This window comes from Nocardia mangyaensis (assembly GCF_001886715.1).
Classification (GTDB): domain Bacteria; phylum Actinomycetota; class Actinomycetes; order Mycobacteriales; family Mycobacteriaceae; genus Nocardia; species Nocardia mangyaensis.
This window is the reverse complement of record NZ_CP018082.1, coordinates 5,698,932-5,713,698: the sequence shown is the minus strand read 5'-3', so window position 1 is coordinate 5,713,698 and position 14,767 is coordinate 5,698,932. Positions and strand designations below refer to the sequence as shown.

At 68.7% G+C, this 14,767-nt stretch carries 12 protein-coding genes; 7 read left to right on the top strand and 5 right to left on the bottom strand.

Annotated features, from left to right (window positions below; translation table 11 throughout):
- Positions 1-122: 122 nt before the first annotated feature.
- Positions 123-536 carry a hypothetical protein gene (locus BOX37_RS25960; RefSeq protein WP_071929919.1) on the top strand — a complete coding sequence of 138 codons (414 nt, stop codon included), beginning with the start codon at positions 123-125 and terminating at the stop codon, positions 534-536.
- Here BOX37_RS25960 and BOX37_RS25955 read toward each other — a convergent pair.
- From BOX37_RS25955 to BOX37_RS25935, 4 genes are all read right to left on the bottom strand, one after another.
- Positions 533-886 carry a DUF1622 domain-containing protein gene (locus BOX37_RS25955; protein ID WP_071929918.1) on the bottom strand — a complete coding sequence of 118 codons (354 nt, stop codon included), beginning with the start codon at positions 884-886 and terminating at the stop codon, positions 533-535. The genes BOX37_RS25960 and BOX37_RS25955 overlap by 4 nt on opposite strands.
- Positions 887-918: 32 nt before the next feature.
- Positions 919-1,635: a TetR/AcrR family transcriptional regulator gene (locus BOX37_RS25950; RefSeq protein ID WP_071929917.1), complete on the bottom strand. Its 717-nt coding sequence runs from the start codon at positions 1,633-1,635 to the stop codon at positions 919-921.
- Between the two features lie 61 nt (positions 1,636-1,696).
- Positions 1,697-3,559 (bottom strand): PH domain-containing protein, encoded by a 1,863-nt coding sequence (locus BOX37_RS35535; protein ID WP_420811567.1) that lies wholly within the window; start codon positions 3,557-3,559, stop codon positions 1,697-1,699.
- Positions 3,556-4,056, bottom strand: coding sequence for a PH domain-containing protein (locus BOX37_RS25935; protein ID WP_071929916.1), 501 nt, complete (start codon positions 4,054-4,056; stop codon positions 3,556-3,558). Before BOX37_RS25935 ends, BOX37_RS35535 begins: the two co-directional genes overlap by 4 nt.
- Before the next feature lie 148 nt (positions 4,057-4,204).
- On the opposite strand from BOX37_RS25935, the gene BOX37_RS25930 reads away from it, so the two are divergent.
- The 6 genes from BOX37_RS25930 (at position 4,205) to pruA (ending at position 13,845) form a co-directional block, all read left to right on the top strand.
- Complete coding sequence (locus tag BOX37_RS25930) at positions 4,205-6,805, top strand: bifunctional FO biosynthesis protein CofGH (protein ID WP_071929915.1); 2,601 nt, start codon at positions 4,205-4,207, stop codon at positions 6,803-6,805.
- 108 nt (positions 6,806-6,913) lie between these two features.
- Entirely contained in the window at positions 6,914-7,237 is a 324-nt protein-coding gene (fdxA, locus tag BOX37_RS25925) for a ferredoxin (RefSeq protein ID WP_071929914.1), read from the top strand.
- A complete protein-coding gene (gene dapC, locus BOX37_RS25920) occupies positions 7,234-8,325 on the top strand; it encodes a succinyldiaminopimelate transaminase (protein WP_071929913.1) in 1,092 nt (363 codons plus the stop codon). Before fdxA ends, dapC begins: the two co-directional genes overlap by 4 nt.
- Positions 8,326-8,540: 215 nt before the next feature.
- Positions 8,541-10,088 (top strand): GMC oxidoreductase, encoded by a 1,548-nt coding sequence (locus BOX37_RS25915; RefSeq protein WP_206045716.1) that lies wholly within the window; start codon positions 8,541-8,543, stop codon positions 10,086-10,088.
- Positions 10,089-10,280: 192 nt separating this feature from the next.
- Positions 10,281-12,071, top strand: coding sequence for a serine/threonine-protein kinase (locus BOX37_RS35530; protein ID WP_276207217.1), 1,791 nt, complete (start codon positions 10,281-10,283; stop codon positions 12,069-12,071).
- Positions 12,072-12,213: 142 nt separating this feature from the next.
- Complete coding sequence (pruA, locus tag BOX37_RS25905; RefSeq protein ID WP_071929910.1) at positions 12,214-13,845, top strand: L-glutamate gamma-semialdehyde dehydrogenase; 1,632 nt, start codon at positions 12,214-12,216, stop codon at positions 13,843-13,845.
- Here the strand turns inward: pruA and BOX37_RS25900 are convergent.
- On the bottom strand, positions 13,842-14,693 hold the full coding sequence (locus BOX37_RS25900) for an oxygenase MpaB family protein (RefSeq protein WP_071929909.1): 852 nt from the start codon (positions 14,691-14,693) through the stop codon (positions 13,842-13,844). The two genes, pruA and BOX37_RS25900, sit on opposite strands and share 4 nt — an antisense overlap.
- Positions 14,694-14,767 lie beyond the last annotated feature (74 nt).

The following is a 14,767-nucleotide window of genomic DNA, read 5'->3' as shown; positions in this document are numbered from 1 at the left end:
CTGACGGTGGGGCCCACACCTGGTCCCGGGTGAGCCTCGTGCCACGCGTTCGCCCAGCGGCACGGCTGGCCGGTGCCTGCGGACGGTACGACCACCGGGTCCGGCCGAATAGACTCGCCCGCATGGTGACCGACCACGATCAGCCCACCGCCGTGCTGCGGCGCCTGCCCGGCCTGCCCGACCCGTTGCTCTCGGGGCTCATCGTCGCGCTGCTGTTGGTCGCCGCGCTGATCACCCTGTTCCTCGAGGTGATGTTCCTGCCGTTGTACCTCGGCTCGGTGGCGTTTCCGGTGGCGGCGCTGCTGGCCGCGCCGATCAATGTCGCGCTGGTCTATGGCATGGAGTCGGTGACCTCGCGCCTGGGCTTCCTCTTCGCGCCGATCGTGGTGTGGGTCTTCGGGTTCCTGGTCTTCGCCTCGCGCGGACCCGGGGGCGACATCATGCTCGGCAGCAACGGGAGCACCCTGCTGTTGCTGGCGTGCGGTGTCCTCGCGCCCTCGGCCTACCTGTACTACCGGTCCAACGCGGGACGCTAGGTGCTCGCGGTCGAACTCTGCCACGGCCACCTGCCGGTCAGCTCGAGTTCGAGAGAGTAGCTGAGGAAGGTCCTGACCAGGACGATCAGGGCGAGGACGCCCACGTTGGCGAAGGTCGGTGCGATGGCGACGGTCCGGATGATGTCGGCGGCGACCAGGAATTCCAGCCCGAGCAGAATGGCGCGACCGAGGCCGCGCCGGTAGGTGCGATACGACAGCTCGAAGTCCCGCCGCCGGGCCATTTCCGCTGCGAAGCGGACCGTGCCCACCAGCGCGCCGATGACGATCGCCGCGACACCGGCGCCGTCGAGGACCTTGCCCGTCGTTTCGATCACCTCGGTGAACTCCACATCGGAAGGCTACGCCGCGAGTGCGCTGAGAGTCAGCCGCGCCGCGCGCCGATGCCGTCCAGGATGAGGTCGAGTTCGAGGGTGAACTTCTCCAGCATCTGCGCGGTCGTCGCCGTGCCGGACTGCGCCAACCGCGTGGCGTAGCGCTGGTGCAGTCGGGGGTAGGGGCGTGCGGCGGCCTCACTGGCCGTGAGGACCTGGGTGACCCACTGCTCGGCGGACAGCCCGCTGCGCGCGATCGTCATCAGCATCGCGGCCTCGTTGGCGCACGAGCCGACGATGAACTGGAAGATCGCGTCGGCCGCGATGTCGACCACCTCGGCACTGAAGTCGGCGACTTCGAGGATCGCGATCATCGAATCGGTCAGCCGCATCATGTTGGGCCCGAGGTAGACCAGGGCCGCGTTGCTGAGCACCACCGTGATCCACGGATGCGCCAGCATCGTCGCGCGCACCCCCGCCGCCTGCTCGTGCATCACCGCCCGCCAGCGCCGCGCATCGGGTTCGGGAACCGGTATCTCGCCGATGACCTGGTCGACGACGAGCTCGAGCAGTTCGTCCTTGTTCGCGACGTGGGTGTAGAGCGAGGTCGCGCCCGCCCCGAGCCGGGCCCCGAGCTTGCGCATGCTCAGCGCGTCGAAGCCCTCCTCGTCGAGCAGCCGGACAGCCTCGGCCACGATCTGCTCGCGACTGAGCGGGGGCTGGTCACCGCGTTGGTGCGGTGCCCTGGTCGTGCCGCCCGCTGCCATCGTCTGCCTCCTTGCGTGCGTGCTGTCCCGGTACGTCGGTTTCGGTGTCGGGCCCGCGGGCTCAGCGATGGCCGAGGCGGCCCGGTGTCACCGCCTCGATGAGGGCGAGGGCTTGGTCGTGGGGGATGTCGTCGACGAGGTAGGCCTTCTTGCCCGCGGCGGTGGCCGCGACGACGCTGGCCAGGCCGGAGCGGCGCTGCCAGAAGGTCTGGCGGACGGTCCAGCCGATGATGCCGGGGGCCTCGAGGCAGTCGCGATTGCGGTCGAGGCTGCCGCGGCGGGTGATCAGCCAGGTGGGGCCGGTGGTGCCGGGCAGGACGCGGTGGCCCAGGCCCCGGTAGCGGTCCTCGGCGAGGATCGCCATGACGACGGCGAGGGTCACCGGGGAGGTCCACGTCCAGCCCGGCAGGTCGACACCCGCCCACATCAGCACCAGCATGGCGGCGACGAGGATCCCGACCGGCCACGCGGCCTTGGTGTAGCGCCGGCGACGGGCGGCGGGTCCGTGACGGTGCAGCTCGATCGTGCCCAGCGTCGCTCCGGAGACCGGTTGTGGGGCAGGGGTTCGCGTGGGTGCCTTGGTGAGCGACGGTGGTGTGCCGACAGGCGCGTCAGGGGTCGCCGGACCAGTGATCGGTGGTGGCGCGGAAGGCCCCGTCGGCGCCGATCCCGCGGTGGGTCGGCGCCAGGTCGAATGCGGGTCGTCCATGGCGGTCGTGTCCGGGGCGGTCGTCGCGGGCGGACCCCACGCAGTGGCGGGGGTGTGGGGGGTTGCGTACGAGCCGGGGAAGGTGACCGCGAGTGTGTTCGGGCCGGGGTCAGGCTGGTTGTGCGGGTCGGTGGCCGGTGCTTGTGTGGTGGACCCCGGGCGGCGGCGGGTGCGCAGGAGTTCGTCGAGGGTGCGTTCGACGGCGGTGCGGGGGGCCTGGGGGAGGATCTTCTGGCGGGGGTTCTCGCCGGTCATGATCATTTCCAGCTGGGCGGCGCGGGCGGCGCGCAGGAGGAGGGGTTCGCTGAGGGTGGCACCGCGGAAGCGGGCCAGGTCGAGGGTGATCTGGCGGGTGGTGAACAGGCCGTGGCGCAGGTGCAAGGTGGTGCCGTTGTCGAGTACCCGCAGGCCGAACCAGGTGGCCAGGTACTGCCCGCAAGCGGCCAGGCTGACCAGGGCCAGCGACAGCAGGGTCAGCCCGGCGATGACGATCACCACCACGGGGGTGCTGTCCTCGTCGATGTGCTCCACGGGAGCCGAAGACGAGAGCACGTCGATGAGCCCGTACTGGGCGCCGATGCCCGCGATCGGCGCGATGATGGCGAGCCCGGTCAGCGACAGCGGGGCGTAGCGCACCCACGCGGCCCGCCAGTGCCCGATCTCCACGCCCGATTCGGCGGTGGCATCGAACGGTGGAACATGATGCGCCACACCGGGCTCGGCCGACACCGGCGCGTGATTGCCGGTGTGCGCGAGCAATTCGGCCCGCAGCGCGGGAATCCGGCTGGTGTCGAGGGCGTCGAGCTTGAACTCCTCGCCCTTGGTGGCCTGGTTGCCGGTCCCGATGGCGAGCACCGCCAGCCCCAGGATCCGGTGCAGCAGATCGGCTTCCACATCCACCGACCTGATCCGCGGCCGCGGTACCGACAGGGTGCGCCGCTGCACGATCCCCGTGCGCAACTGCACGTGATCGGCGTCGATGCGGTAGGAGGTGGTGAAGAAGCGCGCCGCACCGAACCCGGCGATCAGCACGACCGGGATCAGGCTCCACAGGGGATTGCCACTGGTGGTACCGACGATCAGCGTGCCGAGCAGCACCGGGATGTATTTCACGATCTCGGTGATCGGATACACCACCAGCATGCGCGGATCGAGCCGCTGCCAGTCGTCGAGCGCCTGCGGTGCGCTCGTCTGCTGCGGTCCGGGCTCGCTCACGTCGCGTCCCCGCGGTGCTGGGCGGCGATACCGGCCAACCGGGTGACGGTCTGCTCGGCGACCGGCAGATCCAGCGCGCCGATCTTCACCGCCCCCGCCGAGGACGCCGTGGTCACCGTGACGGTGGCGAGTCCGAGGATTCGTTCCAGCGGCCCGCGCTCGGTGTCCACGGTCTGCACCCGCGAGATCGGCGCGACGCGTGATTCCTGATCCAGCCAGCCGACCCGGGTGTAGACGGCTTCGTCGGTCACTTCCCAGCGATGCACCGCGAACCGCCACAGCGGGACTATGACCACCCCGAGCACGGCCAGGACCAGCACCGCCAGCCCCGCGAGCGCCTGCCAGCCGCGATGCTGGGCGTCGAGCACGGCCCACACCACCAGGCCCGCGCACAGCACGAGCACCCCGATCGCGTTCTCCAACGCCCACAGGAGTTTGGCCTTGGAACTGGGACGCCAGGCCGGTTCGGCCAGGATGGTGGAGCGCGGCAACGACATGAGGCCATCGTGGCATGCCGGGACCGCGAGTTCACCCCCTCGGGAATACGCGCGGTCCCGGGCGGGGTTGTCGACCTACTAGACGACTCACCCGTTCCCGTCCGGGCCGGGTGACCAGCCAATCGCACGTTCCGGAGGGAAGTAGCGCATGATCGACGGGGTGAGCGACCTTCCGAAGCCGAGCGTTCCGCTACCGCCGCCGAATCCCGCCGCCATGCGCCGGGCGCTGCGCCGGGCCCGCGACGGCGTCACGCTGAACGTCGACGAAGCCACCGTCCTGCTGCACGCCACCGGCGCCGACCTCACCGATCTGTGTGCCAGCGCGGCCAGGGTCCGCGACGCGGGCCTGGAATCGTCGGGCCGTCCCCGCACGATCAGCTATTCGCGCAATGTCTTCATTCCACTGACCAAGCTGTGCCGGGACAAGTGTCACTACTGCACCTTCGTCACCGTGCCCGGCAAGTTGCGGGCCGAGGGTAAGGGCATGTTCCTCGAACCCGACGAGGTGCTCGAGATCGCCCGCCAAGGCGCGGCGCTGGGCTGCAAGGAAGCCCTGTTCACCCTGGGCGACCGGCCCGAGGACCGCTGGCCCGAGGCCGCGCAGTGGCTCGACGAACGCGGCTACGACTCCACCCTCGACTACCTGCGCGCCGTCTCGATCCTGGTGCTCGAGGAAACCGGCCTGCTGCCGCACCTGAATCCCGGCGTGCTGAGCTGGGCCGAGATCGCCCGCCTCAAGCCGGTCGCCCAGTCGATGGGCATGATGCTCGAGACCACCGCCACCCGGCTGTTCACCGAGAAGGGGCAGTGCCACTACGGCAGCCCCGACAAGGACCCCGCGGTGCGGCTGCGTGCGATCACCGACGCGGGCAGGCTCTCGGTGCCCTACACCACCGGCATCCTGGTCGGCATCGGCGAGACGCTCACCGAGCGCGCCGAGTCGATCATGGCGATTCGCAAGCAGCACCGCGAGTTCGGGCACATCCAGGAAGTGATCGTGCAGAACTTCCGGGCCAAGACCGACACCGCCATGCGCGATGCCCCCGACGCCGATGTCGACGAGTTCCTGGCGACCGTCGCGGTCACGAGATTGCTACTGGGACCCGATGTTCCGGTGCAGGCCCCGCCGAACCTGGTCTCGCACAGCGATTGCCGTGCCCTCATCGACGCCGGAATCGACGACTGGGGCGGGGTCTCGCCGGTGACGGTCGACCACGTGAACCCCGAGCGCCCGTGGCCGAACCTGGACACCCTGCGCGAGATCACCGAGTCGGCCGGATTCACCCTGGTCGAACGCACCTCCGCGCACCCGAAGTACGTGCGGGCCGGACACCCGTGGATCGACCCGCGCATCGGCGCGCACGTCGACGCGCTCTCCGACCCGGCCACCGGTCTGGCACGGCCGGACGCGATGCCGGTCGGGTTGCCCTGGCAGGAACCCGACGAGTCGTGGGACTCGGTCGGTCGCGTCGACCTCAACACCGCCATCGACACCGAGGGCCGCAACACCGAGAGCCGCAGCGATTCCGGCCTCGGCCAGGAGGCGCTCGGCGCGTTCGGCGACTGGGAGACGGTCCGGGAGAACGCCCGCGACCTCGCCGTCACCGCTCCCGTCCGCCTGGACTCCGAGGTGGCCGAGGCCCTGCGCGCGGCCGAGAAGGACCCGGCCGGACTCACCGACGACCAGTACCTCGCCCTGGCCACCGCCGACGGCGCCGGGCTGGAAGCCGTTGCCGCACTGGCCGATCAGCTGCGTCGCGAGGTCAACGGCGACGAGGTCACCTATGTGGTGAACCGCAACATCAACTTCACCAACATCTGCTACACCGGCTGCCGCTTCTGCGCGTTCGCCCAGCGCAAGGGCGATGCCGACGCGTTCACCCTGAGTACCGACGAGGTCGCCGACCGGGCTTGGGAAGCGCACGTCGACGGTGCCACCGAGATCTGTATGCAGGGCGGCATCGACCCCGAGCTGCCGGTCACCGGCTATGCCGACCTGGTCCGCGCCATCAGGGCCAAGGTGCCCTCGATGCACGTGCACGCGTTCTCGCCGATGGAGATCGTCAATGGGGCATCGCGTGGTGGGCAGAGCATTCGCGACTGGCTCGCGGCGTTGAAAGAGGCTGGGCTGGGCAGCATTCCGGGTACGGCGGCGGAGATCCTCGACGACGAGGTGCGCTGGGTGCTCACCAAGGGCAAGCTGCCCACCTCGGCCTGGATCGAGGTGATCACCACCGCGCACCAACTGGGCATCCCGTCGAGTTCGACGATGATGTACGGCCACGTCGACAACCCCAAGCACTGGGTCGGTCACCTGCGGGTGCTGCGCGGTATCCAGGACGAGACCGGCGGCTTCACCGAGTTCGTCCCGCTGCCGTTCGTGCACCAGAGTGCCCCGCTCTACCTGGCCGGCGCCGCGCGGCCGGGGCCGACCAATCGCGACAACCGCGCGGTGCACGCCCTGGCCCGTATCATGCTGCACGGGCGCATCGACAACATCCAGACCAGCTGGGTCAAGCTCGGCACCATCGGAACCCAGGCCATGCTCACCGGCGGCGCCAATGATCTGGGCGGCACATTGATGGAGGAGACCATCTCCCGGATGGCCGGTTCCCAGCACGGCTCGGCCAAGACTGTGGCCGAGCTCACCGAGATCGCGAACGGTATCGGTCGCCCGGTCCGCGAGCGCACGACGGTCTACGGTCGGGTGGAGGCGAAACCGGTTCCGCTACCCCTGTCGATCGGGTGATCTCCGCGTAGAGTTAGGGCAGGCTGACCTGGGGGTAACGTGGGGACTCGGGATATCGTTGCCCTGGCGGAGTAACCCCGCAGGTGAGGACAGACTAGGAGAACGGCAGTGCCGTACATCATCGCTGAACCGTGCGTTGACGTGAAGGACAAGGCGTGCATCGAGGAATGCCCCGTGGATTGCATCTACGAGGGTGGCCGCATGCTCTACATCCAACCGGACGAGTGCGTTGACTGTGGTGCGTGTGAGCCGGTCTGCCCCGTGGAGGCAATCTTCTACGAGGACGACACTCCGGACCAGTGGAGCGGTTACATCAACGCCAATGTCGACTTCTTCGACGAGTTGGGTTCGCCCGGAGGCGCCGCCAAGGTGGGCAAGGTCGACTTCGACCCGGCCTTCATCAAGGCGCTGCCTCCCATGGCCGAAGAATGAGGGTCAGCAGCCTGCTGCCCGACTTTCCCTGGGACACCATCGCCGCGGTCAGGCAGAAGGCCGCCGCGCACCCGGGGGGACTGGTCGATCTGTCGGTCGGCACGCCGGTCGACCCGGTCGATCCGCTGATCCAGGCGGCATTGACCTCGGTCGCCGCCGTGCCCGGCTACCCGACCACGCACGGCACCCCTGAGCTGCGCGCCGCCGCTGTCGCGGCCATGACGCGCCGGTTCGGGATCGCCGGTGTCGACCAGGCGGCGGTGCTGCCGGTGATCGGCACCAAGGAACTGATCGCAGGGCTGCCGCGCCTGCTCGGGCTCGGCTCCGAGGATCTGGTGGTGATCCCCGAGATCGCCTACCCCACCTATGAGGTCGGTGCGCTGCTGGTGGGCGCGAAGCCTTGGCGCGCAGACGGTCTCACCCAGATCGGCCCGCAGAACCCGGCGCTGATCTATGTGAACTCCCCGTCGAACCCGACCGGCAAGGTGCTCGGCGTCGACCACCTGCGCAAGGTGGTGGCCTTCGCCCGCGAGCGCGGCGCGATCGTCGCCTCCGACGAGTGCTACCTGGGGCTGACCTGGGAGGGCGAGGCCGTCTCCATCCTCGACCCGCGCGTGAGCGACGGCGACCACACCGGCCTGCTGGCCATCCACTCGCTGTCGAAGACCTCGAACCTGGCCAGTTATCGCGCCGGCTTCGTCGCCGGTGATCCCGCGCTGGTCGCCGAACTCCTGGAAGTGCGCAAGCACTCGGGCATGATGCTCCCGTTCCCGATCCAGGCTGCCATGACCGCCGCCCTCAGCGACGACACCCACGAGGTCCAGCAGCGCGAACGTTACCGCGCCCGTCGCGAGACGCTCCGAAAAGCCTTGCACCAGGCCGGTTTCCGTATCGACTTCTCCGACGCGGGCCTCTATCTGTGGGCCACCCGCGGTGAACCCTGCCGCGTCACCCTCGACTGGCTCGCCGACCGCGGAATCCTCGCCGCCCCAGGCGATTTCTACGGCCCCCGCTCCCCGGAGCACGTCCGTATCGCCCTCACCGCCACCGACGAACGCATCGCCGAAGCCGCGACCCGACTGGCCTGAACGCTACTTCCGCGCAACCCCGAGTGTTCGGATACTCGGGGTTTTCACATGTCTGAAATGCAGCCATTTCAATGAATGGCTCGGTATAACAGGTTCTCATTGCCGTCTCGATGAGGAGCTGCACGGTGCGTGAATTTCTGTACGAAAAGCCAGGTCGATCCCAGTATGTTCAGGGGCTGTCTCGTCGCCGATTCCTAGCTGCAACAGGTTTCACCGTGGGGGCGGTCGCGTTGGGGAGCCGGGCGTCGGCCGGCGCGGCTCCGATCGCCGACGGTGACCAGGTGCCCGCCCTGGTGATCGGCAGCGGCTACGGCGGCTCGGTCGCCGCCCTGCGTCTGGCCCAGGCCGGAGTCGACGTCCTGGTCGCCGAGATGGGCATGTCATGGACGCAACCGGGGTCCGATGGCGACATCTTCTGTTCGGTGCTGAAACCGGACGGTCGCTCCTATTGGCTGCGCGAGAAGACCGACCAGCCTGTGGGCTACTTCCTCGGCGGTTCCTACAACAAGGACATCGACCGCTACACCGGTGTGCTCGACTCGGAGAAGTTCAGCGGCATCCGGGTGTATCAGGGCCGCGGCGTCGGCGGCGGGTCGCTGGTCAACGGTGGCATGGCCGTCACGCCGAAGCAGGAGAACTTCGCCGCGATCCTGCCCTCGGTGGACGCGGGCGAAATGTATGCCACCTACTACCCGAGGGCCAACAGCGCGCTCGGGGTCAACACCATCGACCAGGCGTGGTTCGAGTCGGCGGAGTGCTACAAGTTCGCGCGGGTGGGCCGTAAGCATGCCGAAAGATCGGGTTTCGGCTGGACTTTCGTGCCCAACGTCTACGACTTCGAGTACATGAAGAAGGAACAGGCGAACACGGTGCGCCGGTCCGCGCTGGCCGGTGAGGTGATCTACGGCAACAACGCGGGCAAGCGTTCGCTGGACAAGACCTACCTGGCGGCGGCCACCGGAACCGGCAAGGTCACCATCGCCGCGCAGCATCTGGTCACCGCGGTCACGCCCAGCGGCGGCGGCTACGAGGTGACCATCGCGCAGATCGACACCAAGGGCAACACCACTGCCACCAAAAAGGTTGTCGCGCAGCGGGTCTTCTTCGCCGCGGGCAGCGTGGGCACCAGCAAGCTGCTCGTCGCCATGAAAGCCCAAGGGCACCTGCGGGATCTGTCCGACGCGGTCGGCCAGAAGTGGGGCAACAACGGCAATGTGATGGTCGGCCGGGCCAACCACATGTGGGACGGCACCGGCATCCTGCAGTCGTCGATGCCCTGCCTCGGTATCGACAACTGGGCCGACGCGGGCGGGCCCGCCTTCGCCGAGGTGGCGCCGTTCCCGGCCGGTCTCGAAACCTATGTCAGCCTGTACCTGGCGATTACGAAGAACCCGAACCGGGCGAGGTTCACCTTCGATTCCGGCACCGGCAAGGTGGACCTCAACTGGCAGACGTCCTGGAACCAGTCCTCGATCGACGCGGCCAAACGCATCTTCGACAAGATCAACAAGAAGGAGGGCACGATCTACCGCACCGACTTGTTCGGCGTGTACAAGACCTGGGGTGACGACTTCACCTACCACCCGCTCGGCGGCTGCGTGCTCAACGAAGCCACCGACAACTACGGCCGCCTGCACGGCTACCAGGGCCTCTACGTCATCGACGGCTCCCTGATTCCCGGTAACACCAGCGTCAATCCGTTCGTCACCATCACCGCTCTGGCCGAACGCAATATCGAACGGATCATCGCCGAGGACCTGTAGCGACGCGGGCCCCGGCTGCCGGATCGGCCACGGTCCGGCAGCCGGGCGAACGGAATCCACGGCGCGCGACGCGCGAATCGTGCGGTTGTTCGGTCGCCGCCACCCGCCTGGCCCGAGGTCTTGCCTTGCTGTCTGGACTAGGGTCATGGTCGATGCGGTAAAGGATCGAAAGGCTCGACACGGATGCACGGGGTGAAGTTCGGCGCTGGCACAGTGTTCGCCGGATATCGGATCGAGCGGATGCTCGGTCGGGGTGGGATGGGGACCGTGTACCTGGCGGCGCATCCGCGGCTGCCCCGGCAGGTGGCGCTGAAACTGCTGAATCGCGAACTGTATTCCGATGACGAGGTGCGCGGGCGGTTCGAGCGGGAGGCCGACGTCTCGGCCCATCTGGACCATCCCGGCGTCGTCACGGTGCTCGACCGCGGCGTCGAGAACGGGCTGATGTGGATCTCCATGCAGTACGTGGACGGCACCGACGCCTCGGTGTTCCGCGGTGCGCCGATGGATCCGGCGCGCGCGGTGAACATCATCGCCCAGACCGCCGAAGCGCTCGACTACGCCCACGAACGGGGCGTACTGCACCGAGACATCAAGCCCGCCAACATCTTGCTCGCTCCGGCACGGGATGGCGACCGGGTGGTGCTCACCGACTTCGGGATCGCGCGCCTGCGTGGCGATTCGCGCGAACTCACCCGCACCGGCGCCTTCCTCGCCACGCTGGCCTATGCGGCGCCGGAACAGTTGTCGGGTGAGACCGTCGATCACCGCTGCGACCAGTACTCGCTCGGCTGTACCCTGTTCACCCTGCTCACCGGTGAAAGTCCGTTCCCCGCAGACAATCCCGGTGCTGTGGTGGCCGCCCACCTGACCAAACCCGTGCCCCGCGCCTCCGTCGACGTACCAGACCTGCCCCCGGCCATCGACGCCGTGCTGGCGCGCGTGATGGCGAAGGATCGGGGCGAAAGATTCAGCAGCTGCACAGAATTCGCCTATGCGGCGGCCGCGGCGCTGTCCGTTTCCGGCTTCGATCACCTGGTTCTCACCACCGACCCCGTGTCACCATCCCGGCTCGCCTCCGCTGATCCTGGTGCGCCGACACCGACGCTGATCGGTCCGCCGATCGAGGTGGTCCCCGCCGACGATGCGCACGCGGCCACCTCTGTCACCGTGACGGACGGCACCGACCCGCGCCTCGGTGGATTCGCCCCCGTCTCGACCCCGTCCGCCACCTCGGCGCCGCACCTGATGGCCCGACCGCACATCGACGGTTCGCCACACGCCGCCGCACCGCACCCGGCCGCCTCGCCGCCCGCCGCCTCGGCACCCCTACCGCACGCCGCTGCTTCGCCGCACGTCTTCGGCCCACCGCACGCCGCCCCCCACATCGCTGCCTCGCGTCACTTCGTGTCCGCTCCGCATCTCGTCGGCCCGCCACACAACGCGGTGTCGGCGCGTTGGCGGGTGCTGGCCGTGAGCCTGCTCGTGCTCGCCGGGATCGGGTTCGTCGGTGCGGGTGCCGTCTACTGGAAGTTCGTCCGGCCACCCGCCCCGACCTGGGGCGCGCACGAGTCGGTCGCCGCGGGGTTCACCGACCTGATTCCCGCGGGCCCGAGCGGTCGCGGCTGGCGTGACGCCGCCTGCTTCGCCACCCCCGCGCTGGTGGTCCTGCCCGGCGATCCGGTGCCGACCCGGCAGATCACCTGCAACGACGCCACCGGCATCCAACTCTGGTACACCGAGTTCCGCACCCCCGCCGACGCCGGGGCCTACCTCGCCCGTCACACCACCGAGGACACCACCCGTCAGCTGCTCGACAGTTCCCTCACCGCCTATCGGCCCCGCGACCCCGCCGCCCCCTTCACTCTGGCGGCCAGGCAGTTCGGCGATGTCCGCAACGAGAACTCGGTCGTCGAGGTCTCCTGGCCCGACCACACCTTCGAACAGACCCGCGACGACTGGTGGCGACAGGCCCCCTTCTGAGCATGACCCGCGCTCGACCGGCTCGGGCGCTTTCCCGTCGGCGGTAAGGGGCCGGTGACGACCGCGCTGACCGGTCGCGCGGCACGCGCCGAGGGGCACACTGATCCGGGCGATCTTGGCGCAACGGCGATAGCCTCGGGGTATGGACGCTGTCACGGTCGTTCCGGAGCCGGTGAATGAACCCCCGCAGTCCTACGCGCCGGGTACGGCGGGGCGGGAGCGGCTGGTCGCGCGGTTGGCCGAGATCGCGGGGGAGTGTGTCGATGTGCCGCTGGTGATCGGCGGGCGGGAGTGGAGCGGGGCGGGAGAGCGGCACGGGATCGTGGCGCCGCATCGGCGGGCGCTGGTGCTGGGGACCTACACCGACACCACGCACGAGGAAGCGAGCGGGGCGATCGAGGCGGCCGTGGCGGCGGCGCCGGGCTGGCGGGAGCTGTCGTTCGACGCGCGGGCGGCGATCTTCCTGCGCGCCGCGGATCTGATGGCGGGGCCGTGGCGGGAGCGGGTGGCCGCGGCGACGATGCTCGGGCAGTCGAAGTCGGCGGTGCAGGCCGAGATCGACGCGCCCTGCGAACTGGTCGACTTCTGGCGATTCAATGTCTGCTACGCACGTCAGATCTTCGAGGGTCAACCACGGTCGAGTGCCGGGGTGTGGAATCGGATGGACTACCGCCCGCTGGAGGGCTTCGTCTACGCGATCACCCCGTTCAACTTCACTGCCATCGCGGGCAACCTGCCCACCGCGCCTGCCCTGATGGGCAACACCGTCGTCTGGAAACCCGCACCGACACAGACACTCTCGGCGCTGGTGATCATGCGCGTCCTGCTGGCGGCGGGCCTGCCGCCCGGGGTGATCAATCTTCTCACCGGCGACGGCGCGAACCTCTCGGAGGTGGCACTGGCCGACCCGCGTCTGGCCGGCATCCACTTCACCGGCTCGACCAGGACCTTCCAGCACCTGTGGCAGCAGGTCGGCGCGAATATCGGTGACTACCATGCCTATCCGCGCCTGGTCGGCGAGACCGGCGGCAAGGATTTCATTCTCGCGCATCCATCGGCGGATCCAGAGGCATTGTCCACAGCCATGATTCGCGGGGCCTTCGAGTATCAGGGGCAGAAGTGCTCGGCGGCTTCACGCGCCTATGTGCCGCGCTCGCTGTGGCGGGTGATGGGTGAACAGTTCCTGGACACGGTGCGCGGGATCAGCTATGGCGACATCGCCGATCTGACGAATTTCGGTGGCGCGCTGATCGATCAGCGCGCCTACGACAAGGCGGTCGCCGCCATCGAACGCGCCAGGAACGCCGGTCTCACCGTCGCCGCGGGCGGCGGCTACGACGACAGCGTCGGCTGGTTCGTCCGTCCGACCGTGCTCATCGCCGAGGACCCGCGCGACGAGATGTTCCGCACCGAGTACTTCGCACCGATCCTGTCGGTCTACGTCTACGACGACGACGCCCCCGACGCCTTCGACGTGCTGCTGACCGAGGTGGACTCCGCCGCCCCCTACGCCCTCACCGGCGCGGTCTTCGCCCAGGACCGCGACATCATCGAGAAGGCGAGCAGCGCACTGCGATTCGCCGCGGGCAATTTCTACATCAACGACAAGCCGACGGGCGCGGTAGTCGGTCAACAACCGTTCGGTGGCGCCAGGGCCTCCGGCACCGACGACAAAGCGGGCTCGCCCCTGAACCTCCTGCGCTGGGTGGCACCCCGCGCGATCAAGGAAACCTTCGTCCCGCCGACCGACTACCGCTACCCCCACATGGACTAGATGAGCGGCTTGCCCGTGCGCTGGCGACGACGCATGTCGACGAGGGTGGCGTTGAAGGGGAAGTTGCGGATGACGCGGGGCATCCGGCTCGAGACCATGCCGGTGGTTCGCATCAGGCGGTTGAGGCGGGCTTCGTCGCGGTCGGTCCAGGTGAGGCCGAGTTCGTCGCGCAGGTGCTGGGGGAGCAGGCCGGTGGTGAACCAGCGGTGGAATCGGGCGAGGGGAACGCGCAGCGGTGCGCTGAGCATCCGCAGGTCGAGCAGTTTGTCGAAGTAGGCCTTGATCGTGGGGTCGACGCTGGTGCGCGCCAGGTTCTCGGCCCAGTACGCGTCGAAGGCGGCGCGGTCGGCCGGCCACATCTCGCGCGGGACCTGCAGGGTGGTGCCCAGGTGGTGGGCGTACTCGTAGAAGGCGTCGGTGAGCGCCTCGTCGACGGGGCCGTGGAGGCGCCGCATCACGTCGTCGGAGCCCCAGTACAGGCAGGCCGCCACCCACATCTGCAGGTGCTTGTCGAAGGCGTTGTACTTGACCGGACTGTCGGCGGTGGAGTAGACGTGGCGATGCGCGCCGTTGACAGCGGTGCGATAGGCCGCCCGGTCCTCGTCGGTACCCATCAGTGCCACCGACAGGTAGGTGAGAGTCGTGCGGGTCCGTTTCACCGGGTGCAGCATGATGCTGCCGCTGTGCACGCGCGATTCCGCGACGCCGTAGCCGACGGGGGCCAGGCTGAGTTGCATGATCACATTGGCGGTCGCGCCGTAGAAGGCGGCGGCACCGTCGACGTGGTCGCGAATGTCGAAGTCCGCTGGTTCGGCGCGCTGTGCGCGCGACCGGGCGAGGATGGTCATCGTTGACCCCGTTCTCGTCATTGAGAGAGTTGTTCACTAAATGTCTCATCATGTCGCCACGGTGTCAACGGACG